This is a genomic window from Corynebacterium sp. UD i78, assembly GCF_056280545.1.
In genome coordinates this window covers 1,434,490-1,458,539 of the sequence record NZ_JBWCED010000001.1, presented here as the reverse complement: position 1 = coordinate 1,458,539, position 24,050 = coordinate 1,434,490, and the positions used below count along the sequence as shown (strand labels likewise).

The 24,050-nt window shown below is 68.0% G+C and carries 15 protein-coding genes and 1 tRNA gene; 13 read left to right on the top strand and 3 right to left on the bottom strand.

The genetic code is table 11. From position 1 onward, the window contains the following. Positions 1-42: 42 nt before the first annotated feature. Positions 43-1,656, bottom strand: coding sequence for a sodium/proline symporter PutP (gene putP, locus ACZ9GM_RS06815; protein ID WP_291476433.1), 1,614 nt, complete (start codon positions 1,654-1,656; stop codon positions 43-45). A 160-nt stretch (positions 1,657-1,816) separates the two neighbouring features. On the opposite strand from putP, the gene ACZ9GM_RS06810 reads away from it, so the two are divergent. Genes ACZ9GM_RS06810 through ACZ9GM_RS06795 form a run of 4 tightly spaced genes read left to right on the top strand, consistent with a single transcriptional unit; the run spans position 1,817 to position 10,254 of the window. Further along, positions 1,817-5,113, top strand: a complete 3,297-nt coding sequence (locus ACZ9GM_RS06810; RefSeq protein WP_476037457.1) for a DEAD/DEAH box helicase — start codon at positions 1,817-1,819, stop codon at positions 5,111-5,113. Next, positions 5,106-6,278, top strand: coding sequence for an SWIM zinc finger family protein (locus ACZ9GM_RS06805; protein ID WP_291476430.1), 1,173 nt, complete (start codon positions 5,106-5,108; stop codon positions 6,276-6,278). The genes ACZ9GM_RS06810 and ACZ9GM_RS06805 overlap by 8 nt, the downstream gene beginning before the upstream one ends. Further along, positions 6,271-7,524: a metallophosphoesterase family protein gene (locus ACZ9GM_RS06800; RefSeq protein WP_291476429.1), complete on the top strand. Its 1,254-nt coding sequence runs from the start codon at positions 6,271-6,273 to the stop codon at positions 7,522-7,524. Before ACZ9GM_RS06805 ends, ACZ9GM_RS06800 begins: the two co-directional genes overlap by 8 nt. Before the next feature lie 3 nt (positions 7,525-7,527). Beyond that, positions 7,528-10,254, top strand: a complete 2,727-nt coding sequence (locus ACZ9GM_RS06795) for an AAA family ATPase (RefSeq protein ID WP_476037456.1) — start codon at positions 7,528-7,530, stop codon at positions 10,252-10,254. A 209-nt stretch (positions 10,255-10,463) separates the two neighbouring features. On the opposite strand, the gene ACZ9GM_RS06790 is transcribed toward ACZ9GM_RS06795, so the two are convergent. Then, positions 10,464-10,536, bottom strand: a tRNA-Arg gene (locus tag ACZ9GM_RS06790). Between the two features lie 144 nt (positions 10,537-10,680). Here ACZ9GM_RS06790 and argS point away from each other — a divergent pair. From argS to thrB, 4 genes are all read left to right on the top strand, one after another. Further along, positions 10,681-12,357: an arginine--tRNA ligase gene (gene argS, locus ACZ9GM_RS06785; protein WP_476037455.1), complete on the top strand. Its 1,677-nt coding sequence runs from the start codon at positions 10,681-10,683 to the stop codon at positions 12,355-12,357. After that, on the top strand, positions 12,354-13,784 hold the full coding sequence (gene lysA, locus ACZ9GM_RS06780; protein ID WP_476037454.1) for a diaminopimelate decarboxylase: 1,431 nt from the start codon (positions 12,354-12,356) through the stop codon (positions 13,782-13,784). The genes argS and lysA overlap by 4 nt, the downstream gene beginning before the upstream one ends. Before the next feature lie 87 nt (positions 13,785-13,871). Beyond that, entirely contained in the window at positions 13,872-15,194 is a 1,323-nt protein-coding gene (locus ACZ9GM_RS06775; protein WP_291476420.1) for a homoserine dehydrogenase, read from the top strand. Next, on the top strand, positions 15,191-16,141 hold the full coding sequence (gene thrB, locus ACZ9GM_RS06770) for a homoserine kinase (RefSeq protein WP_476038322.1): 951 nt from the start codon (positions 15,191-15,193) through the stop codon (positions 16,139-16,141). The genes ACZ9GM_RS06775 and thrB overlap by 4 nt, the downstream gene beginning before the upstream one ends. Here thrB and ACZ9GM_RS06765 read toward each other — a convergent pair whose 3' ends face one another. Then, the gene (locus ACZ9GM_RS06765) at positions 16,142-17,911 is read right to left on the bottom strand and encodes a long-chain fatty-acid--CoA ligase (RefSeq protein WP_291476527.1); all 1,770 of its coding nucleotides are present in this window, start codon (positions 17,909-17,911) and stop codon (positions 16,142-16,144) included. A 348-nt stretch (positions 17,912-18,259) separates the two neighbouring features. Here ACZ9GM_RS06765 and rho point away from each other — a divergent pair, with 348 nt between their 5' ends. Genes rho through ACZ9GM_RS06740 form a run of 5 tightly spaced genes read left to right on the top strand, consistent with a single transcriptional unit; the run spans position 18,260 to position 24,048 of the window. Next, complete coding sequence (gene rho, locus ACZ9GM_RS06760) at positions 18,260-20,047, top strand: transcription termination factor Rho (protein WP_291476417.1); 1,788 nt, start codon at positions 18,260-18,262, stop codon at positions 20,045-20,047. Position 20,048: 1 nt separating this feature from the next. After that, a complete protein-coding gene (gene prfA, locus ACZ9GM_RS06755) occupies positions 20,049-21,125 on the top strand; it encodes a peptide chain release factor 1 (protein ID WP_291476524.1) in 1,077 nt (358 codons plus the stop codon). Beyond that, positions 21,118-22,143, top strand: a complete 1,026-nt coding sequence (locus ACZ9GM_RS06750) for a N5-glutamine methyltransferase family protein (RefSeq protein WP_291476415.1) — start codon at positions 21,118-21,120, stop codon at positions 22,141-22,143. The genes prfA and ACZ9GM_RS06750 overlap by 8 nt, the downstream gene beginning before the upstream one ends. Positions 22,144-22,193: 50 nt before the next feature. Further along, a complete protein-coding gene (locus tag ACZ9GM_RS06745) occupies positions 22,194-22,850 on the top strand; it encodes an L-threonylcarbamoyladenylate synthase (protein ID WP_291476413.1) in 657 nt (218 codons plus the stop codon). Positions 22,851-22,857: 7 nt separating this feature from the next. After that, positions 22,858-24,048 (top strand): MraY family glycosyltransferase, encoded by a 1,191-nt coding sequence (locus tag ACZ9GM_RS06740; protein ID WP_291476411.1) that lies wholly within the window; start codon positions 22,858-22,860, stop codon positions 24,046-24,048. Positions 24,049-24,050 lie beyond the last annotated feature (2 nt).

Below are 24,050 nucleotides of genomic sequence, written 5' to 3'. Positions count from 1 at the left end.
TGGACTCCACGACCGGCCTTCCGGTTCACGGTAGGACGTCGATCAGCCGGTGACGGTGTTCCCGTCCTCGGCGAGGATCTGCTCGCGGGCGGTGGCGATGTCGAGGTTCTTGTCGGACTCGGCGAGGCGCGCCAGGCGGGTGGCCTCGTCGAACTCGGTGACGACCTCGTCGTCCGGCTCCTTGGTGTTCAGGGTGACGATGACCATCACCAGGACGTTGATGAGGACACCCGGGATCATCTCGTAGAGGCCCCAGGGCTTGTCCATGACGTCGAACTGGGGCAGGCCACCCCAGATGAAGGCGACGGCCGCACCGGCGGCCATACCGGCGACGGCGCCCGGCACGTTGAGTCTGCGCCAGAACAGTGCGGCGACGACCACCGGACCGAAGGAGGCGCCGAATCCGGCCCAGGCGAACTCGACCAGGCCGAGGATGGCGGAATCCGGGTCGAGGGCTACCAGGGCGGCGATGATCGCGACAACGATGATCATCGCACGCGAGAGGTTCTTCAGTGTGTTGTCCGTCGCGGACTTGTTGATCAGTCCTGCGTAGATGTCCTCGACCAGTGCGGAGGCGACCACCAACAGCTGGGAGGAGACCGTCGACATGATCGCCGCGAGAACGGCGGTGAGGATCAGACCGGCGATCAGCGGATGGAAGACCACCTTCGCCATGTCCAGGAAGTTCGTCTCGTAGTTCGTGATGTCGGAGAACGAGGCGTCCCCGTTCTGCGCGAAGAAGGCGGGGGCGATGATCGCGATGAACACCGAGCCGACCAGGCAGAGGAACATCCAACCGACACCCCAGCGACGACCGGCGGTGGCGTCAGAGGGCTTCCGCATCGCCATGAAGCGGACGATGATGTGCGGCTGGCCGAAGTAGCCGAGGCCCCAGGCAAGACCGGAGATGATGGTGATGAAGCCGACGCCGCTGACCGGGTTGAACCAGCTGGAGTTCGCCGCGATCTCGTTTGCCGCGTCACCGTAGGTGTTGTCCAGCTGGAAGGTGAAGATGTCACCCGGGTTGTCCATGTTGAGGACGGCGAAGGTCGGCACGAGGATCAGCGCCAGGAACATCATTGAGCCCTGGACGACGTCGGTGTAGGAGACCGCGAGGAATCCGCCGACGAAGGTGTAGATCACGGTCACCGCACCGATGATGGCCAGACCGGTGAGGTACTCGCCGTCGAAGCTGGACTCGAAGTAACGGCCACCGGCGACCATGCCGGAGGCGACGTAGAAGACGAAGAAGACAAGGATGATGACGCCGGAGAGGATGCGCAGCGTGTGGCTCTTGTCGCGCAGGCGGTTCTCCAGGAAGGACGGGATCGTGATCGAGTTGTTCGCGATCTCCGTGTAGCTGCGCAGACGTGGAGCGACCAGCTTCCAGTTGCACCAGCAACCGATGAGCAGGCCGACCGCGATCCAGATCTCGGAGAAGCCGCTGACGAACAACGCTCCGGGCAGGCCCATGAGGAGCCAGCCTGACATGTCCGAGGCTCCGGCGGACAGGGCGGCCACGAACGGGTGGAGGCCACGACCTCCCACCATGTAATCCTCGTATTCGTCAGTCTGGAAGTAACTCCAGACACCGATGCCGAGCATGGCGATCAGATAGATCACCATGGCGATGATGAACCACGTATGGTCACTCATGGCAGAACTCCTCGTGTGTCGTCGGTACAGGTTTCAGTCGATGAAAAGTCATTGAGAACTACACTAGATGTTTTGGGGTCAGCTGTCCGGTGGACGGGTCGAACAGTGGTTCGGCACGGGCACGGCAGAGGCTGTCCGGTCCCCGTGGTACACAAGGAGAGTGACTGAACACCGGGTACATCTGCTGTGGCTCGCCGGCCGGGGGCTCCACCTCTGGGTCGAGCGGACCGACGGCCATGCCGTGGTGGTGGACAGCGCCACGCTAGGTCTCGATGACCTGGCTGGGCCGCTGCTCGATCTGGTGAAGAGCCGGGCGCTGCGGCGTCGGGACGGGATGCAGGTGGCGACCCCTAAGGGGCAGGTCCGGGAGATCTCCCTGTACACCCAGGCGTGGACGCCGGAGCAGGCGCTCGTCGTGCTCGGCACACTCGCGGCCTACCTGCGTAGGGGTGGGGACGCCTCCCAGCTCAGCGCGGAAACGGTGTGGCTCGTGCGAGTCTACGAACTCCTCCTGGAGATCGTGGACACCGGCCGGGTGATGATGAAACTCCATTTCGCCGACGGCCAGTGGTTCCCGGTCTGGTGCATGTCCTCCTCCGGGGTGCACAACCGGATCCTGCGGCAGTTCCAGGCGTCCTGCCCGGTTGTGCTGACACTCAACGGCGGTGACGACGTCCTGCTGCGCGCCGCCGATGAGCTCGTCCACTGGATGTGTGTCGCCCGGTTGCAGGACAGGTCAGCGGCGACCGGTGCGACCTTCGACAACCATTTCGTTTCGGCGCTGGTGTCCGGGGACGCCGACCATCGGCTCACCCCGGTCGTCGCCGACGGACTGGCCGCGTGGCGCAGGTCGGCCACCGAGGATTCCACCCGGCTCGTTCTGGTGCTGCAGGAGCCCCGGGGTGCGGCGGCGGATGACGGTGACGATGACGGTGACGATGACGGTGCCGACTCCGGCGCCGGACCTGTCGACCCCGAGGCCCGGCGTTGGCGCCTCGGCGTCCGTCTGTCGGTGGATGACGCCCCGGCCGCCGAGCTCTCCGCGTCCGAGGCCGGCGACCGGGAGAAGCGGGTGCTGCGTCCCGGGTTGGAGGCCGCCTACCGGGCGTGGCCGCCGTTGCGCGAGACAGCCACAGCGGTGGAGGGGTGGCTGCGCACCGGGGTGTGGTTCCCCGACTCCTCGGCACTGACCGGGCGTCCCGCCGAGGACCGTGTCCTGTCGCTGGCGCTGACACTGGCCGATGTCGAGGCACTGTTGTCCGAGGGGGTGGGGGCGTTGACGATGGCAGGGATCGACGTGCTCGTGCCGCGTGGCTGGTCCACGGTGCGTCCTGCGGTGAAGGTGCGGGTCTCACCGGTCGGTGCCGGACCGGCGGAGGGGCGCATGGGTATGGAGCAGGTGCTGTCCTTCGACTGGGACATCTCGGTCGACGGTGAACAGCTCAGTCCGCTGCAGAAGCATGACCTGCTCACCTCCGCGCGTTCCGTGGTGCAGGTCAAGGGCCGCTATGTGCGCCTCGACGGGGATTCGCTGTCGCGGGCACGCAGCTACTTCCGCACGGTGACGGAGGCGCAGCAGGCGGCTGAGGCGAAGGACACCAAGGACGCCAAGGACGCCAAGGACGCTGCGTCGATCGGCGCTGCCGACGACCCGCATCCGCTGGTGACGCTCGGCGATCTTCTCTCCGCCGAACTGGCCTCGCAGGACCGGACCTGGAACGCCGATGAGGACCTCGAGATCGACGCCGAGGGCTGGGTCGGGCGGATGATCGCCGCCCAGCACCCGCGGGAGAGCGACGGCGAGATGCCGGCCCTCGCCCCGCCGGAGCGGGTGGAGCCACCGTCCTCGCTGACGGTCACGCTGCGCGACCACCAGCAGCGGGGTCTCAACTGGCTGGTGTGGATGTTCCGCCACCGACTCGGCGCGATCCTCGCCGATGACATGGGCCTGGGGAAGACCCTGCAGGTACTCGCCCTGCTGGCCTGGGAGCGTGAGCACGGTGAGGCCACCGGCCCCACCCTCGTCGTAGCCCCGACCTCGGTGCTGGAGGCATGGAACTCGGAGGTCGCCCGGCATGTGCCGTCGCTGCGCGTCCTGGTGGACCACGGCTCGGGCAAGGTACCGGAGGAGCAGTTCCCGGCAGCTGCCGAGGCGGTTGATCTGGTGCTGACCACCTACGGGACGGTGGGGCGCAACCCCGCCCGCTACGCCGGTCTGCGGTGGGGTCGGGTGGTCGCCGATGAGGCGCAGAACATCAAGAACCCGGGCACGGCGCAGTCCCGGGCGGTCCGGGCGATCCCGGCCGATCACCGCATCGCGCTCAGCGGTACCCCGGTGGAGAACCGTTTGTCGGAGCTGCACACCCTCATGGACTTCTGTAACCCGGGGCTGCTGGGTTCGGCCAAGGCTTTCCACAACGCAATCGGTTCCCACATCGAGCGTGACCGTGACCCGGAAGATGTCGAGCGGCTCCACCGACTCGTCGACCCGTTCATCCTGCGGCGGGAGAAGACCGATGAGTCGCTGGATCTGGGGCTGCCGGAGAAGCGCGAGTACATCGACTCGGTCACCATGACCACCGAACAGGCGGCGCTGTACCAGGCCTACGCCGCGGATGTCGAGGACCGGTTGGCCAACAGCCGCAGTGACCGTCGCAGCGGCCTGGTGCTCACCGCGCTGACGCACTTCAAGGAGATCTGCAACCATCCGGCCCACTTCAGCGGCGACGGGTCCGGGATCCGCAAGGACGGCCGTCACCGCTCCGGCAAGGTCGAGAGGCTCTACCGGATCGTCTCAGAGGCACTCGAGCAGGACCGTCGGGTGCTGGTCTTCACCCAGTTCCCGTCGTTCGGACGCATGCTCGCCCCGGACATGGAGGAGGTGTTCGGCATCGAGGTGCCGATGCTCCACGGTGGACTGAGCCGGAAGGCGCGTGTGGGCCTGGTGAGCCGGTTCCAGTCGGAGAACGGGCCGAAGGTGATGATCCTGTCGACCCGGGCCGGGGGCACCGGCATCACGCTGACCCGGGCCAGCGTGGTCGTGCACATCGACCGCTGGTGGAATCCGGCGGTGGAGGACCAGGCCACCGACCGTGCCTACCGGATCGGTCAGGGGCAGGATGTCCGGGTCCACAAACTCATTGCCGTGGGTACGCTCGACGAGAGGATCAACGACATTCTCGGCGCCAAGCGAGACCTCGCCGGAGACGTCGTCAGTGCAGGCGAGAGCTGGCTGACGAGGATGGACGATGCGTCCCTGAAGGACCTGTGGCGGTTGAGCACCTCCACCTCCGACCGTCGTTTCGGTACCGGCGGAGCGGAAGGTGAGGCGGCGTTGCAGGAGGCGATGGACAGGATCTCGGACAACTGGGCGGAGTTCCAGGCGGGCCTGCTGGAGAAGTACCCGGTTGACGGCAGCGGTGACAGCGGCGACGGAGAGGAGGACGACCATGAGTGAGGACAGGAAGGGTGGACGCCGCCGGCGGCTCGGCACCCCGAAGCCGGAGTGGGGCGACAATGTCATCGAGGCGGACTTCGGTTCCCGCGGACGACGCGCCGCCGACAAGGACGCCACGGACGGCCCCGACCTCACCAGAGGTTTCTTCGACCCGGGCAGTCGTCTCGGGCGAGCGGTCGCTGAGCGTCGGGCCGTGCAGACCGCTGCCGAGGAGGCGGAGAAGCGGCGGACGAGGCAGACCCGTCAGCGCGAACAACGGGCGGCGTCCACCACCGAGGGCTGGGCGGGAAGCGTCATCCTCGACACAGTCGGTGCCGGGGCGGACACGGCACGCCGGCAACGGGGACTGGCGTACGCCCGCGAGGGCAAGGTACGGAATCTCGACCTCGAACTGGGCACGGCGAGTGCACTGGTCACCGGGTCACAGTTGGAGCCCTTCGAGGTGTCGCTGCGGTGGCGTCCGCTGTCGGAGAACCAGGTGACGTACATCCACGGTGAATGTCTCGAGCACCCCGAGAACCTCAGTCGGCTGCTGGCGGGACGTAAGCCGCTCCGGGAGGTGGTGGCTGTGCTGCTGAGCCCGTCGGATTTCCGCGATTCCTGGTGCACCTGTCCGGACCGCGCCGGGATGTGCAAGCACCGGATCGCGGTGGCACATGCCGTGGCGGAACAGTTCACCACCGATCCGGTGGCCTTCCTCGACTGGCGGGGGATGGACACCCGCAGGCTCATCGAGGAGGTCGGTGAGAAGGAGAGGCAGCGTCATCCGCAGGTGGTGGATCTGCAGCGTCGTGCAGTGCAGACGGAATCTTCCGGCAGTTCCGGCAGTTCCGGCAGTTCCGGCAGTTCCGGCAGTTCCGGCGAGGTACGACGGGAACCCGAGGATGTCCGCTACAGTGCCGGGGAGTTCTGGGGTGATCTGTCCCGGCTGCCGGAGTGGGAGCCGATGGACGTCCGGCACGGGCTGGAACTCGGCGACCGGGACACCAGGAACGCGGTGATACGCAAGGTCAGCTGGAACACGGTGGACCAGTTGCGCGTCCTCGATGAGCTGGAAAGCTGCTACCGGCTGCTGACCGGGGAAGATAAGGAAGAATACGATACTGTGTTCGACAGGGAACCTTGGCTGTCCGATCCGTCCGGAAGAATCGGTGAGCATGACTGACACACCACTCCCGTCACCACATACTGTCCGGATCCTCCACACCTCGGACTGGCAGTTGGGGATGAAGCGCTGGTTCCTCGGGAAGGAAGCCGGCCCCCGCTACCAGGAGGCCCGCCTCGCCGTTATCGAGCGGATTCTTCACCTGGCCGTCGAGAGGTCCTGTGACGCGGTCGTCGTCGCCGGAGACGTCTTCGACGACAATCTCGTCGACAGGCGTACCTGGCGCCGGGCGGTCGATATTCTCCGTGGGTCACCGGTGCCGGTGTTCCTGCTGCCCGGCAACCACGATCCCTACGATCCGGCGAGTATCTACCGGGATCCGGTGTTCGAGCGACTGTCGCCGACGGTCCGCGTCCTCACGGACACCACTCCGCAGCGGGTGCTGGATGCCGCTGACGGCAGACCCGCGCTGGAGATCGTCGGTGCACCGCTGCTGTCGAAGTACATGAGTGCCGATCCGGTGGGCGGGGCGCTGCAGGGCCTGCGTGGCACGGAGAGCTCAGCTGATCGGGATGCCGCGACGGTCCGCGTCCTCGTCGGTCACGGTGCGACCTCCTCGAGGTCGTCGGCCGGTGATCCCGCCGTCATTGACGTGGACGCTGCGGCGCAGGCCTGCCGTGACCGTATCGTGGACTATGTCGCTCTGGGGGACACCCACTCCGCGGTGAACCTCCACGGGGACGGCACCGTCCGCTATTCCGGTAGTCCCGAACCCACCGATTTCCGCGAGGAGGACGGCGGGGGAGAGGGACGCTCCGGATTCGCCCTCGTCGTCGACATCGCCCTTGACCCGGAGTCACCGGAGTCGCCGGCAACGGTCACCGTCGACGAGGTACCCGTCGGTACCTGGCACTTTCTGGCGCTGTCCGCCCGCATCGATTCAGACGAGGAGGTCACCGACTGGATCCGTCGGCTCGGGGACCTGCCGGACAAGCGCACCACCGTGGTGAAGTACGCGTTGACCGGCACCGTGGACCTGGCGACCGGGGCGCGGCTGGACCGGGAGATCGCCGAGGTGGTCCCGTCCTTCGCCGCGCTCTACCCACGGGAACGTCTGATGGACCTGCACACCGTGCCCGACGACGGGGAACTCGCCGAAGCCCGGTGGCCGGGTGCCGTCGGCGAGGCCTCGCGCGTCCTGGCGTCCCGCACCACCGAGGGGGACGCCACCGCCCGCGACGCGCTGCGGCTGCTCTACCGGCTGTCGGCCGAACCCGCCGGAACCACGACCGGGAAAGGAAACTGACCGATGCTGACCCTCCATTCCCTGACCCTCGACCATGTCGCCGGAGTCGACCACGCACACCTGGACCTGCCGGACAACGGGGTGGTCGTCGTCCACGGACCCAACGAGATGGGCAAGACGACCCTGCTCACCGCTTTCGGCCTGCTGCTGTCCGAGGTCGGTGTGAACTCGAAGGCAGCCAAGGTCAAGGCACTGAAGAGCGCGACCGAGGACGTCGCGACCACGGTCTCCGCCGACATGACGGTCGCCGGGCATCGGCTGACCGTCCTCAAGAGCTTCAACAAGGGCAGCGGACGCTGCGAACTCACCGTCACCTCCCCGCGGCGGGAGAACCTCACCGGACGGCAGGCCGCAGAACGCTTTGCCGAGCTGCTGGCCGAGGGGGTGGACAGCAGTCTCATCGACGCCCTCACCATCGAGCAGGGCGCGAGCCTGGACATTCTCGCCGCCACCGGGATCCCCAGCCTGGAGCAGGCACTGGGTGGGGACTCGCCGGCTGATACCGAGGCATCCGGTGGTGGTGCCGGTGCCGGAACGGGTACCGCGGACGGGGCCGGTGCCCTCATCGGCAGGATCACCGACGAGTACCTGAAGTACTTCACGCGCACCGGGAAGACCACCGGTGAACTCCAGAAGGCAGAGAAGGCGCTGGCCGCGGCGAAGGACGCGGAGGACGCGGCGGAGGCCCGCTACACCCAGGCGCAGAGTCTCATCGCCGAGCTCGAGCGGCTCACCGCGGAGAAGGCGGCCTTGGCGAAGCAGGAGCCCGTCGCTGCTGAGGCTGCCGTGGAGGCGGAGAAGACCCTGGCCGAGGGGCGCGCGGCGGTCGCGGAACTCGACGAGCTGCGCAAGACCGTCGTCGCCGCCGCCGGAGTGCGGGACCTCGCCGACCAGCGGGCCCGCGCCCGCGCCGACCGGGTTTCCGCCCTGGCGGACGCCGAGAAGACCGTCGCCGACCTGACCGTCGAGGTGCAGGAGGCGGAGAAGGCCGCTGAGCAGGAGACGCAGACCACCGGGGATCTGCAGAAGAAGCTCAGTGGCGCACGGCGCCGGTCCCGGGTGGCCACAGCCTGGGCGGCACGCGTGGAGGCACTGTCCCGGCGACAGGGGGCCGAGACCCGGGTCAAGGAACTGGCGGACCGGATCGCCAGGGCCACAGGTATCTCCGACGAGGTCCGTGAACTGAAGAAGTCGGTGGACGATAATCCGGTGACCGACAAGGTCCTCGCGTCACTGCGTGCGGCGGACGCCGCCCTGCGTCAGGCCGTCACTGTCCGTGACGCGGTCGCCACCACCGTAGAAGTCGCCGGTCCGGCCGACGGGGCCGTCACTGTCGATGAGGAATCCCGTGACCTGGTCGACGGGGTGACTACCGTGCACGTCACCGGACGCCAGAAGATCGGACTCGGGGACTGGACGGTCACCGTCACCCCGGCACGGGAGGTCAGCGAGGTGTCCGAGGACGTCACCCGTGCCGGCGCAGAACTCGACCGACTTCTGGCGGCTGCCGGTACCGAGGACCTGGCAGCGGCCGAGGACGCGGCGGCGGCACGTCAGGTCGCGGTCGAGAAACACCGGGAGGCGGTGCTCCGGCTGGCCCAGATCACCGGCAGCGACACTGTCGATGACCTACGTACACAGTACGACCGGGTGTCCGCCGAGGTGGAGGCGCTCACAACCCGTGCCGACGAGGCACTGGAACAGATCCGGGCAGAGGACCCCGGAGGGGCCGTTGAACTGCCCGGTGTTTCCGGTAGTGATTCCGACGACGGGACCACCGCCACTGTCACGGAGTTGACCGATGCCGCGGCCGCGGCGGGGCGTGAGGCGGAGCGGATCCAGGAGGACATCACCCGCGTCACCCGTGCCGGTGCGGCGGTTCGGCTCGAAGGCCGGAAGGCGGAACTGGAGCGGGTGACTGCCGGGCATGACCGGCTTGCCGCCGCACTGGCCGCAGACCGTGAGGAGCGGGATGACGCTGCCCTGGAGACAGCGGTCACCGAGGCCGTCACTGCGCTGGCTGAGGCCCAGGCTGATCTCGCCGAGGTGGAAGAGCGCACCGGCGACATCGACCTGGAGACCATCACAAGCCTGGCGGAGGGGGCGGCATCCCGCGTCCGGCGACTGCGCGAGCGGGCTGAGGAGGCCGGCCACTCCGTGGCAAGGGTCACCGGCGCGCTCGGCGAGCACGCGGGTGTCGCCGAAGATGTGGCGAACGCACGTACCGTACTGAAGCGTGCTATGCGTGAGCATGAGCGGGTGTCGGCACAGGCGGAGGCCGCGGCCCTGCTGTACCGCGAGGTCCAGGAGGCGCTCGCACGGGCCCGGCGACGATACGAGGCGCCGCTGCGGGCCACCGTTGAGCGGCTCGCCCGCACCCTCTACGGCTCGCAGGTGGACTTCGAGTTCAGTGACGACCTCGGTCCGTCCCGCCGGACCCTGGACAACGTCACCCTCGACACCGACCAGCTGTCCGGCGGCGCCCGTGAGCAGCTCTCCGTACTGACCCGGCTGGCCGTCGCGGATCTCGTCGGCGGGGGAGACGCGGTACCGGTGATCATCGACGACGCCCTGGGGTTCTCGGACCGCGGCCGGATCGACCGGATGAACGTCGTGCTGGACAGGCTCGGCCGGGACCACCAGATCATCGTCCTGACCTGTGACCTCGACCGCTTCGACGGGATCGCCGGTGCGACCCTGGTCCCGATGCAGCAGGTGCTCGCCGGCTGACGACAGGTAACTGGCTGGTGCCCGCCGGCGCTCGCCGGGCACTGTACACGATCGTCACGTTTCATGCCGTACGCTACGACGCGAAAGCCGGAAACGTCATGATCATGTACGAGACGGCCCAGACGTCGGGCCCATTGACATTCAACCTGCGAGGACACCGGAGCCACGAGAAAACCGCACCTCAGATGAGGTGCGGTTTATCTTCGATGTGCCCCCGAGACGATTCGAACGTCCGACCGCTGGTACCGGAAACCAGTGCTCTATCCCCTGAGCTACGGAGGCAATGACGACGACTATAGCACCGCGCAACCCCACCACCGCAAACCACCCGCATGACAACGGTGTAAGACCGCGGTACAGGCAGACCCGCCGGTTCCCCGTGGTCGCCTACGTTCCACGTCCGGCTCGTTGGTACTCTCGTCCACTGTGACTCCTGCTGATCTTTCCGTCCTCATCTCCGGTGCTGCGCGCACCGTGCTCACCGACCACGGCTTCGACCCTGCCGTCGTCCCGGACCAGGCAGTCGTTGAGCGACCGCGCAATCCGGAGCACGGTGACTACGCGACCAACATCGCGCTGCAGACCGCGAAGAAGGCCGGCACCAACCCCCGCGAACTCGGCACCTGGCTGGCAGAGGCCCTCGCCGCCGCCGACGGCATTGACGAAGCGACCGTCGCCGGCCCGGGCTTCATCAACATCCGCCTCGCCGCGGACGCGCAGGGACGCCTCGTCACCGACATCCTCTCCGCCGGCGACGCCTACGGCACCGGTGACGACTACGCAGGCCAGCGCATCAACCTGGAGTTCGTCTCCGCCAACCCGACCGGCCCGATCCACCTCGGCGGTACCCGGTGGGCCGCCGTGGGCGACTCACTCGGTCGCGTCCTCGCCGCCCGCGGCGCGCAGGTCACCCGCGAGTACTACTTCAACGACCACGGCACCCAGATCGACCGTTTCGCGCGGTCGCTCGTCGCCGCGGCCAAGGGCGGGCCTGCCCCGGAGGACGGCTACGGCGGAGACTACATCGCCGATATCGCCGCCCAGGTCATCGAAGCAACCCCGGACTGGGCGGACCACTCCGACGAGGAGATCCAGGAGATCTTCCGCGCCCAGGGTGTGGACCTCATGTTCGCCCACATCAAGCGGACCCTCGCCGAGTTCGGTACCGAGTTCGACGTCTTCTTCCACGAGAACGCCCTGTTCGAGTCCGGCGCCGTGAACAAGGCCATCCAGACCCTCAAGGACAACGGCAACCTTTACCAGGCCGAGGGCGCCTGGTGGCTGCGCAGCTCCAACTTCGGGGACGACAAGGACCGTGTCGTCATCAAGTCCGACGGCAATGCCGCCTACATCGCCGGCGACATCGCCTACATCGCCGACAAGATCGACCGCGGTCACGACCTGTGCATCTACATGCTCGGTGCCGACCACCACGGCTACATCGCCCGCCTCAAGGCCGCAGCCGCAGCTCTGGGCTACAACCCGGAACAGGTCGAGGTCCTCATCGGTCAGATGGTCAACCTCGTCCGCGACGGCAAGGCCGTCCGGATGTCCAAGCGTGCCGGCACCGTCATCACCCTCGACGATCTTGTCGAGGCCATCGGTGTGGACGCCGCCCGGTACGCCCTCATCCGTTCTTCCGTCGACTCCTCCCTGGACATCGACATGGACCTGTGGACCAGCCAGACCAGTGACAACCCGGTCTTCTACGTCCAGTACGGCCACGCCCGGCTGTGCTCCCTGGCCCGTAAGGCCGCAGACAACGGTGTCAGCCTGCCGGAGGACCTCTCCACCCTGGACCTCGGCACCCTCACCCACGACCGCGAGGGTGACCTCATCCGCACCCTGGGCGAGTTCCCGGACGTCCTGGCCACGGCCGCGGAGCTGCGTGAGCCGCACCGCGTCGCCCGCTACGCTGAGCAGCTCGCCGGAACCTTCCACCGGTTCTACGATTCCTGCCAGATCCTGCCCAAGGGTGACGATGCCACCGGTGATGACATCGCCCCGGTCTTCCTCGCCCGTCTCGCCCTGGCCAAGGCAACCCGGGTGACCCTGGCCAACGCTCTGCGCATGGTCGGCGTCTCCGCCCCTGAAAGGATGTGACCGTGGATCCCGAGGTGCACCTGCCCCAGGTCCCGCTGCGTCAGCGCACGGCGACCCTGGAGAACTTCAACACCCTCCCGTCCCACGTGTTCCCCACGAACACCCGGGTCCGGAAGGACGGCGAGATCGAGCTGGGCGGCGTCCCGGTCACCGATCTCGTCGGTGAGTACGGGACCCCCGTCTTCGTCATGGACGAGGCGGACTTCCGGGGGCGCTGCCGTCGCCTCGCCGCCGCGTTCGGCGGTGGCGAGCACGTCCACTACGCCTCGAAGGCCTTCCTGTCCGTCACCGTCGCCCGCTGGGTCGCTGAAGAAGGCCTGGCCCTCGACGTCGCCAGCCAGGGTGAACTGGAAATCGCGCTGACCGCCGGATTCCCGGCCGACCGCATCACGGTGCACGGCAACAACAAGTCCGCGGACTTCCTCACCGTCGCCGTGCGCGCCGGTGTGGAGCTCATCGTCATCGACTCCGTCGAGGAGATCGGACGGCTCGCGACGGTCGCCGCCGACCACGGCGTGACCCAGGACGTCCTCGTCCGTGTCAAGCCCGGTGTGCACGTCGACACCCATGAGTTCATCGCCACCAGCCATGAGGACCAGAAGTTCGGATTCTCGCTGGCCTCCGGCTCCGCTGAGCGGGCCTGCCTCGCCGTGGTGGACGCCGAGGGCATGCGGCTGCGCGGCCTGCACTGCCACGTCGGCTCCCAGGTCTTCGAGGCCGACGGTTTCGGTCTCGCCGCTGACCGGCTGCTGGGCCTGTGGGCCCGCCTCATCGACGAGCTGGGGGAGGAGTCCGACGAGGCCGCTGCCCTGGACACCCTCGACCTCGGCGGCGGCTACGGCATCGCGTACACCCCCGACCAGGAGGAGCTCGACGTCGAGACCGTGGCGTCCGACCTGCTGCGCCGGGTCCGGCAGACCGCAGCTGAGCGTGGTCTCGACGCTCCGCTGCTCAACGTCGAGCCGGGCCGGGCGATCGCGGGCCCCTCGACCGTGACCCTCTACCGCGTCGGCACCGTCAAGGACGTCCACACCTCCGATGACACGGTCCGCCGGTATCTCTCGGTCGACGGAGGTATGAGCGACAACATCCGTCCGGCCCTCTACCAGGCCGAGTATGACTGCCGCCTGGCCAACCGCCATGCCACCGGAACGCTGGTCCACACCCGCGTCGTGGGCAGCCACTGTGAGTCCGGTGACATCCTCATCAATGATGCACTGATGCCCGACGACATCGCCGCCGGTGACATTCTCGCGGTGCCCGCCACCGGCGCGTACTGCTACATGATGGCCTCGCGTTACAACATGCTGACCCGTCCGCCGGTCGTCATCGTCGGCGACGGACAGTCCCGCGTCATGATCCGGCGGGAGAGCGTCGCCGACGTCCTCGCCCTGGAGAACATCGACCTCGAAAAAACTCCCCGGTGAGACGTCGTTTATGATCGGGTCCGAGTAACTCCACCATTCCGCACACCCGCAACCACAATCCACGGGAAGAGACAACGGGAAGAGACTATGGCTGAACTGAACACGGAATCCACCACCCCGACCGTCGGCGTCGCCCTGCTCGGTATGGGAACTGTCGGCCGCGAGGTGCTGCGCATTCTCGGCGAGGCGGAGGAAGACTTCACCGCCCGTATCGGTGGTCGGCTCGAGGTCCGCGGCGTCGCCGTCTCCGACCTGTCCAAGCCGCGCGAGGGCGTGGACCCCGCCCTGCTCACCGACGACGCCCTCGGCCTGGTCAAGCGCGACGACATCGACCTCGTCATCGAGGTCATCGGTGGTATCGACTACCCGCGTACGATCGTCATGTCCGCACTGAACGCCGGCAAGTCCGTCGTCACCGCGAACAAGGCCCTCGTCGCCGCCCACGCCCTGGAACTGGCGGACGCAGCAGACGCCTCCGGTGCCGATCTCTTCTTCGAGGCCGCCGTCGCCGCCGCCATCCCGGTCGTCGGCCCGCTGCGTCGCTCCCTGGCCGGTGACAAGGTCAACGCCGTGATGGGCATCCTCAACGGCACCACGAACTTCATCCTCGACGCGATGGACAAGCGAGGTGCGTCCTACGACGTGATGCTTGCCGAGGCCACCGAGCTGGGCTACGCCGAGGCCGACCCCTCCGCCGACGTCGACGGCTACGACGCCGCCTCGAAGGCCGCCATCCTCGCCTCCCTCGCCTTCCACTCGCCGGTGGGCTTCGACGATGTGCACTGCGAGGGCATCCGCAACATCACCGCCGACGACATTGCCGCGGCCAAGGCGGCCGGCTGCACGATCAAGTTGCTCGGCATCTGTGAGCGACTGGTTGACGAGGAGACCGGTGACGAGTCGATTTCCGCGCGCGTCTACCCGGCTCTGGTGCCGCTGTCCCACCCGCTGGCGACGGTCTCCGAGTCCTTCAACGCGATCTTCGTCGTCGCCGAGCACGCCGGTCGACTGATGTTCTACGGCAACGGTGCCGGCGGTGCCCCCACCGCCTCCGCCGTCCTCGGTGACGTGGTCGCCGCCGCCCGCAATGTCGTCCACGGTGGTCGTGCCCCGGGCATGTCGACCTACGCCAACCTGCCGATCGCCGACTTCGGTGCGGTGCGGACCCGCTACCACGTCGACATGACCGTCCAGGACCGTCCCGGCGTCCTCGCCGAGGCAGCCTCGACCTTCGCCGCCCACGGTGTGTCCATCAAGACCGTCCGTCAGGAGGAGAACGTCGACGGCGCCCGTCTCGTCGTCATCACCCACCACGCCACCGAGCAGGCGCTCGAGGCGACCGTGGACGCGCTCGTGCAGCTCGAGGCGGTCAAGAATGTCCGTAGCGTCATCCGGATGGAAGGTAACTGATGTCCGACGTCGCTGTGGGGCGTGCCGTCAAGGTCACCGTTCCCGCCTCCTCGGCGAACCTGGGGCCAGGTTTCGACACCCTCGGTCTGGCCGTCGACTTCACCGACGTCGTCGAGGTCGAGGCCACCGACTCCGGTCTCGAGGTCATTGTCCACGGCGAGGGGGAGGGGGAGGTCCCGCTCGACGAGCGTCACCTCGTCGTCCGTGCGGTGCGCGCCGGTCTGCGTGAGGCCGGTGCGACCGTCCGTGGCCTGAAGATCACCTGCCACAACGTCATCCCGCACTCCCGCGGTCTAGGTTCCTCGGCAGCCGCAGCGGTGGCCGGTGTGGTCGCCGCATCCGGACTGGCCGGTGATCCGACACCGGAGCGTCCCTCCGGTGCGCTCGACGATGACACGGTGATCCAGCTCGCGGCGTCCTTCGAGGGCCACCCGGACAATGCCGCAGCCAGCGTGCTCGGCGGCGGCGTGATCTCCTGGACCAATATCCCGGTCGACGGTCGCAGTGCGCCCGAGTACCGCGCCGTCGGCGTGCCGGTGGCCGGGTCGGTGCTGGCCACCGCCCTGATCCCGGACTTCCACGCCTCCACCGAGGCGGTGCGCCGCGTCCTGCCCAGCGACGTCTCCCACGTGGACGCCCGGTTCAACGTGTCCCGGGCAGCCCTGCTGCCGGTGGCACTGTCCCGCCAGCCGGAGCTGCTGTGGGAGGCCACCCGCGACCGGCTCCACCAGCCCTACCGGGCAGAGGTGCTGCCGGTGTCGTCCGAGTGGGTCAACCGGCTGCGCAACCTGGGTTACCCGGCGTTCCTCTCAGGTGCCGGCCCGACCGTGATGGTGCTCTCCACCGAGCCGGTCGACCCGGCTCTGCTCGACGAGGCCCGGTCCCGGGGGCTGCGGGTCCTGGAGACCCGCGCCGGCGGTCGCGTGACCGTCGAGGTCACCAACTGATCAGACTTCGTCGCCCCGGGGCAGCCGGATGATCTGGAACTCGCCGCGGCGCAGGCGGGTGCGCATGTCCTTCTTGTCGAACTTGCCCACCGAGGTGTGGTCGAGAGTGTCGACGAAGGTCCAGTACTCCGGCACCATCCAGCGCGGCGCGCGGGCCGCGACCGTCTCCGAGATCGCTTCGGCGGTCTCCCTCGTCGTCGGGGTACCGGGGACGACGACCACCACCGCGAGCGGGCGCTCACCCCAGTCCGGGTCAGGCATGCCGATGACCGCAGCCTCGGCCACGAGCGTCGAGGCCATGACCAGGTTCTCCAGGGTGGCGGAGTAGATCCACTCACCGCCGGAGCGGATGATGTCGGTCTGCCGGTCGTGGACGGTGAGGAAGCCGTCGCGGGTGATGGTGCCGACATCCCCGGTGCGCAGCCAGCCGTCGTCGGTGAAGCGGTCCGTGGCGTCCTCGACGGGATCGCCGCGGAAGGTGGCCACAGGCCCTTCGGTGTCTTCCGCGGGGGAGTGATAGTACGACCCGGTGACGTAGTTGCCCTTGACCTGGATCTCTCCGGTGGACCGGTCGTTGGCGGTCAGCGGGACGCCGTCCTCGTCGACCACCCGGTACAGCATACCGACCGGGAACCGGCCCTGGCTCTCCCGGTAGTTCTGGCGGGCGGCACCACCGACACCGGCGGGAGGGCGCGCGACGGTACCGACCGGGCCGGTCTCCGTCATACCCCAGGTGTGCGTCATGTCCACGCCGTAGCGCTCCTCCCAGGCGGCGATGAGTGCCGGGGGAACGGTCGAACCACCGGAGATGATCTCCCGCAGGCTCATCTTCTCGGGCGGGTTCTTCTCGTAGTGGACGATGAGCTGCGTCCACACGGTCGGGGCCCCGTGGGCGCGTAACGGCATGGCGTCGGCGATGACGTAGGCGAGGTGGTCGGGGGAGGAGTCTCCGCCGGGCATGACCAGCCGGGTGCCGGCCATCATCGCGGCAATCGGTACACCCCAGCTCAGGACGTGGAAGACGGGGACGCAGCACAGGAACCGTTCACCGTTGCGTACCGCCAGAGAGTCGACGGAACGGATGCTCATGGCGTGGGTCCACACCGACCGGTGGGAGTAGACCACGCCCTTGGGTGCCCCGGTGGTGCCGGTGGAGTAGCACATGGCGACCGGGGCGGTCTCCGGCAGTTCGGGCCAGTCGTAGCGGGTGGGGCGACCGTCGAGACAGGCCTCGTAGCCGAGCACCCGGATGCGGTCGGGGGTGGCGGTGTCGACAGCCTGCACTTCCTCAGCGTCGCCGGTGACGATGAGGGTGTGGACGCCGTGGCAGTCGGGCAGCAGCGGCAGCAGCACGTCGGCCAGGTCGGGGTCCAGGACGATGACCCGGTCGTCGGCGTGGTTGATGACGTGGGCGATCTGGTCGGGCATGAGGAAAGGGTTGAGCGGCTGGAACACCGCACCCATCGACCCTGCGCCGAAGAGCACCTCCAGGTGCTCGGCGGTGTTCGGCATCATGGTGCCGACCCGTTCTCCGATACCGGTGCCCACCAGGTCGTGCAGGGCATGGGCGAAGGCGGCGGCGCGTGATCCGAGTGCGGCGAAGGTGCACTGCTCGGAACTCATTCCACGGTAGGTGGTCACTGTCGAGGCGGCGTGGACCTTACGACCGTACTCCAGGATACGGGCGAGGGAAAACGGGAACACCTGCATCGTTGATGCGACGGGTGCGGGTGACGGCGTGGACGGTGCGTCGTGCGAGTGGTCCTCCATGGTCTCCAGGATAGGCATGCCGGTGCCTTGATTGGCGGTGGGACCGCCTGAGGGTGGTAACATCGCGTCCGAGAATCGATCACTGCCACCACAGACCGCCACATCCGGTCGTGCAGTGCCCGGTCATCAGGATTCCCGGGTCCGCCTGACGAGCCGCCTCGCGGTCCGTCCGGACGACGTCGACCCCGGTCTCCGCACCTCACAATCCGACGACTCAACGAGAGCACGTCGCCCCCCGGTCTCCTGCCGTGTCCCGGCCAGGTCAGACAATCCCGGCCCCGCGCAGCACGACAGTGCCGTCCATGACCGTGGCCGTCCGTTTCCGGGGGGTGGACCGAAAGGACACCTGTGACTTTGCCTGACATCGTCTCCAGGGCACAGAACGACGGACTCGCCAGCCTCAAGCTGACGGAGCTGAAGCAGATCGCCGCCTCCCAGGGCCTGCGTGGCACCTCGGGTCTGCGCAAGGGCGAGCTCATCGACGCCATCAGTTCCGCGGGTTTCGGCGGGGGCCGTACCGCGGGGGCGAAGAAGACGACCGCACCGGAGAAGGCGCCGGAACAGGCCGCTCCGACGACCACAGAGAAGGCTGACCGGGGCGACACCGTGTCTGAGAACCGTACCGAGAGCACCGACCGGAACGAGCACAGCGACCGAAACGACCGGAACGATCGCAACGACCAGCAGGACGGCGAGGGCGGGGGACGCCGCAGTCGCCGTAACCGTCGTAACCGTCGTAACCGTGGCCGTGGCGACGACCGGCAGAACAACCAGGGCAACCAGGGGCAGCAGAACAACCAGGGGGACGCTGACCAGCAGGATGGCCGGGGCGCACGCCAGGACAACCGCCAGGGGAACCAGCAGGGTGGTGGACGCTCCGAGCGCAATTCCCGCCGCGAGCGCAACCGCAACCGCAGCAACCAGGACAGCGGTAACCAGGGCGGCAACCAGAACAACCAGGGTGAGCCGCCGACCCCCGTCGCCGGCATCCTCGACTTCGTCGACGCGAACACCGCCTTCATCCGCACCACCGGCTACCACGCCGGTTCCACCGACATCTACGTCCCGATCCAGATGGTCCGGAGGTTCGGCATGCGCCACGGTGACGCGATCACCGGCACCATCCGCCCGGGCAAGCAGCAGACCGCGAACAACGGTCAGGGCCGCAACCGCAACCGCGGCAAGTACACCCAGCTGCACAGCGTGGACACGGTCAACGGTCTCAGCCCGGAGGACGCCGCCAAGCGTCCGAGCTTCCACAAGCTCACTCCGCTGTACCCGAACCAGCGGCTGCGTCTGGAGACCACCCCGAAGATCCTGACCACCCGCGTCATCGATCTCATCATGCCGATCGGTAAGGGCCAGCGCGCCCTCATCGTCTCTCCGCCGAAGGCCGGCAAGACGACGATCCTGCAGGACATCGCCAATGCGATCGCGGTCAACAACCCCGAGTGCCACCTCATGGTCGTCCTCGTCGACGAGCGTCCCGAGGAGGTCACCGACATGCAGCGTTCGGTGAAGGGCGAGGTCATCGCCTCGACCTTCGACCGTCCGCCGAACGAGCACACCGCTGTCGCTGAGCTCGCCATCGAGCGTGCGAAGCGTCTGGTGGAGCAGGGCCAGGATGTCGTCGTCCTGCTGGACTCGATCACGCGTCTAGGCCGTGCCTACAACAACTCCTCCCCGGCATCCGGACGCATCCTGTCCGGTGGTGTGGACTCCAACGCCCTCTACCCGCCGAAGCGCTTCCTCGGTGCCGCGCGCAACATCGAGAACGGAGGCTCCCTGACCATCATCGCCACCGCCATGGTGGAGACCGGTTCCGCCGGTGACACGGTCATCTTCGAGGAGTTCAAGGGCACCGGTAACGCGGAGCTCAAGCTGGACCGCAAGATCGCCGAGCGGCGCCTCTTCCCGGCCGTGGACGTCAACCCCTCCGGCACCCGCAAGGACGACCTCCTGCTCGGTCCGGAGGAGGCACGGCTCATGCACAAGCTGCGCCGCATCCTCTCCGCGCTGGATCCGCAGGCGGCCATCGACCTGATGATCAAGCAGCTGCGCAAGACCAGGACGAACGGCGAGTTCATGATGCAGATCGCGTCCTCCGCTCCGCTGGCAGGTGACGACGATGAGTGATCTGGCAGGTTCGCCGTCCAAGGTCGACGACATCCTCTCGGAGTACCAGGGCCTTGAGATGCAGCTCTCCGACCCGGAGCTGCACAATGACGCCGCGGCCGCCCGTCGCGTCGCCAAGCGGTTCAGTGAGCTCCAGCCGGTCATCCAGACGTACAACCGACTCACCCAGGCCCGCGAGGACCACCAGGTCGCCGCGGAGATGGCCTCCGAAGACGCCGAGTTCGCTGCCGAGGCAGACCGCCTCGCCGCGGAGATCCCGGAGCTCGAGGAGAAGCTGACCGACCTGCTGGCCCCGCGTGACCCCCATGACTCCGATGACGTGGTCATGGAGGTCAAGTCCGGTGCCGGCGGAGAAGAGGCCGCGCTGTTCGCCGGCGAGCTGGTGCGCATGTACCAGCGCTATGCGGAGAAGCACGGTTTCACCTGTGAGGTGCTGGACACCAACGAGACCGATCTGGGTGGCGTCAAAGACCTCACCATGTCGATCCGGTCGAAGCAGCCGACCCGCGACGGCGCGTGGAGCGTCTTCAAGTTCGAGGGCGGCGTCCACCGGGTGCAGCGTATCCCCGTGACCGAGTCGCAGGGACGCATCCAGACCTCCGCCGCCGGCGTGCTGGTCTACCCGGAACCCGACGAGGTCGAGGACGTCGAGATCGATGACAAGGACCTGCGCGTCGACGTCTACCGGTCCTCCGGTAAGGGCGGTCAGGGAGTGAACACGACGGACTCCGCCGTGCGCATCACCCACCTGCCCACCGGCATCGTGGTGACCTGTCAGAAGGAACGCTCGCAGATCCAGAACAAGGCCCGCGCCATGCAGGTGCTCGCCGCCCGCCTCCAGCAGATGAAGGAGGAGGAGGCGGACGCCGCCGCCGCGGAGGGCCGCGCCGCGCAGATCCGCACGATGGACCGCTCGGAGCGCATCCGGACCTACAACTTCCCGGAGTCCCGCGTCTCCGACCACCGCATCGGCTACAAGGCCAACAACCTCGACGCCGTCCTCGACGGTGATCTGGAGGCACTGTTCGGTGCGCTGCACGACGCCGACCGTACCGCACGGCTCGAGGCCGATGACTGAGACCGGTCCACAGACCGTCTCGGCCGCGCTGCGCTCGGCGGTGAAGATCCTGACCGACACCAGGGTGCCGTCGGCGGCCCATGACGCCCGCGAGCTCATGGCTGCAGCGTTGACCGCCGACTCCGGCTCCACGGTCACCCCGATGGATCTCGTCCTGCGTGGGGGAGACCCGGTCCCGGCGTCCTACATGTCCCTGGTGGAACGTCGGGCCGCCCGTGAACCGCTGCAGTTCATCCTCGGTACCGCGCCGGTGGTGGGTCTCGACCTCGCTGTCGGACCAGGGGTGTTCATCCCCCGGCCGGAGACCGACCTGCTCATCGACTGGGCGGCGTCCCGGGTGGTCGACTGGGAGCAGCGACGCCGTAGTTCACCGTTGCGTGCGTCGCTGGTTCCGCCGCGGTTCACCGTGGTGGACTTCTGCTCCGGGCCCGGCACGATCAGCCTCGGGCTCGCCCACCTGCTGACCCGTGCCGGACTGGCTGACCGTCTCGACCTGCGGATCATCGGCATCGAGCTCTCGCCGACCGCGCTGGACTACGCCGGGCGCAACCTCGCCGACTGGCGGGCCAGGGGAGACATCGACGCCCGGATCGCCGTCGGGTTCCACCGCGGGGACGTCGCGGATGCCGCACTGGTCACCGGACTCGGCCTGGTCGCCGGTGCGGACCTCGTGCTGTCGAACCCGCCCTACGTCCCCGAAGGCGACCACGATGAGCATGTTGCCGCGGCCGATCCGGAGGTCGGGGCGGACCCTCATGAGGCGGTCTACTCCGGCGCCGACGGCCTGGAGCTCATGCGCCCGCTGGCACCGATCATCGCCATGGCCTGTGCCCCGCACGCGGAGATTGCCGTCGAGCACGATGGTGCCACCGGGCCGCAGGTCCGGGAACTGCTGGCGGATGCCGGTATCGTCGATCCGGTACAGCACCGTGACTACGCCGGTCGTGACCGGTTCGTCACCGGCACGGTACGCCGTGATCCCGGTGACCGCGGCGCTGAGCCGGACCGGCTACAGTGAATCATCTGAAAGACCCTTACCTACCGTCACTTCCCCCAAGGAGCACCAGAGTGTCGCAGACCTATGACTGCACACGACCCGAGGGCCACGAGGCCGGCCTCGCCGCCGCGCTCGCCGCCGTCAAGGGTGGTCGCCTCATCGTCATGCCGACCGACACGGTCTACGGCATCGGCGCAGATGCCTTCGACAATGACGCCGTCGCGGCCCTGCTCGCGGCCAAACACCGCGGTCCGGATTACCCGACCCCGGTCGTCGTCGGCTCCTGGGACACGGTCACCGGCCTGGTGAGGGACGCCGACGCCCGGATGAAGGCACTCGTCGAGGCCTTCTGGCCCGGGGGACTGACCATCGTCACGCACCAGGCCCCGAGCCTTCCCTGGAACCTGGGTGACACCCGCGGCACCGTCGCCCTGCGCATGCCGCTGCACCCGGTGGCGATCGAACTGCTTCAGCAGACCGGGCCGATGGCACTGTCGAGCGCCAACGTCCACGGTCAGCCCTCGGCACTGTCCGCGGCCCAGGCACGTGAGCAGCTGGGGGACTCGGTCTCGGTCTACCTCGACGGCGGTCCGGCCACCATCGGCACCTCCTCGACGATCATCGACCTCTCCGGTCACCGGCCCCGCATCCTGCGCCAGGGGGCGATCGAGGCTGCCCGGGTGGCCGAGGTCCTCGGCGTCTCCGAAGAGTCCCTGACCAAGGGGTGAGATGCGGATGGGTGAGGTGACGATGGTTCTCGCCGCGTCCGGCAACGCCGGCGTAGGCATTCCCTTCCGGGAGCTGGCACTTGTGCTGCTCATCGGTTGTGTCACCACATACCTCACCACCGGCATCGCCCGGATGCTCATGGTCCGTTTCGGATCGATGAGCGCCCCACGCGCCCGTGACGTCCACACGGTGCCGACGCCGCGGCTCGGCGGGGTGGCGATGTTCACCGGTCTGGTCGTCGCGATCGCCACCGCCGGTCAGCTTCCCGCGCTCAACCGGGGATTCCCGCCGGTGACACCGGATATGATGGCCGTGTTGTTCGCCGCGGCGGTCATCGTGGTCGTCGGCATCATCGACGACCTCTACGACATCTCCTGGGTGATCAAACTCGGCGGGCAGGTGGTCGGTGCGGTCGTGATGAGTCTGGCGGGGCTGAGCTGGTACCTCATCTGGGTCCCGTGGGGCGACGGCGGGACCACCCTGGTTCTCGACCAGGTCCAGTCCACGATCCTGACTGCGGTGCTGACGGTCGCGATCATCAACGCCATGAACTTCGTCGACGGTCTCGACGGGCTGGCGGCGGGGCTGGGAATGATCGGCGGCGGGACGCTGCTCATCTACTCGCTGACGATCCTGCACGACCAGGGCGGCACGGTGAGTGCCTACCCGCCCGCGATTATCTCCACGGTGCTGGTCGGAGTCTGCGCAGGCTTCCTGCCGCACAACTTCGCCCCGGCCCGGATCTTCATGGGGGACTCCGGCTCCATGCTCATCGGCCTGCTGCTGGCGGCGGGTTGTGTCTCGGCCTCGGGCCGGATCACCATGTCCCTCTACGGCACCGCGGACGTGGTCGCTCTGCTGTCCCCGCTTCTGGTGGTGCTCGCCGCCCTGTTCATCCCGCTGCTGGACCTGGTGCTCGCCGTCTGCCGTCGAATGGCTGCCGGTAAGAGTCCCTTCGCCCCGGACAAGAAGCACCTGCACCACCGGTTGCTGCGGCTCGGCCACGGCCAACGACAGGTCGTGCTGGTGCTCTACTCATGGGTCGGGGTCGTCGCCCTCGGCGCTGTCGGGGCGACGGTGCTCCCGCCGATGGTCGCCCTGGTGATCTTCCTGCTGGCGTTCCTCGTCGTGGGAATGGTTACCTGGGTACCGCTGATGCGCAACCGGCGCAGGGACGTGGTGCCGGACCGGGGATAGGG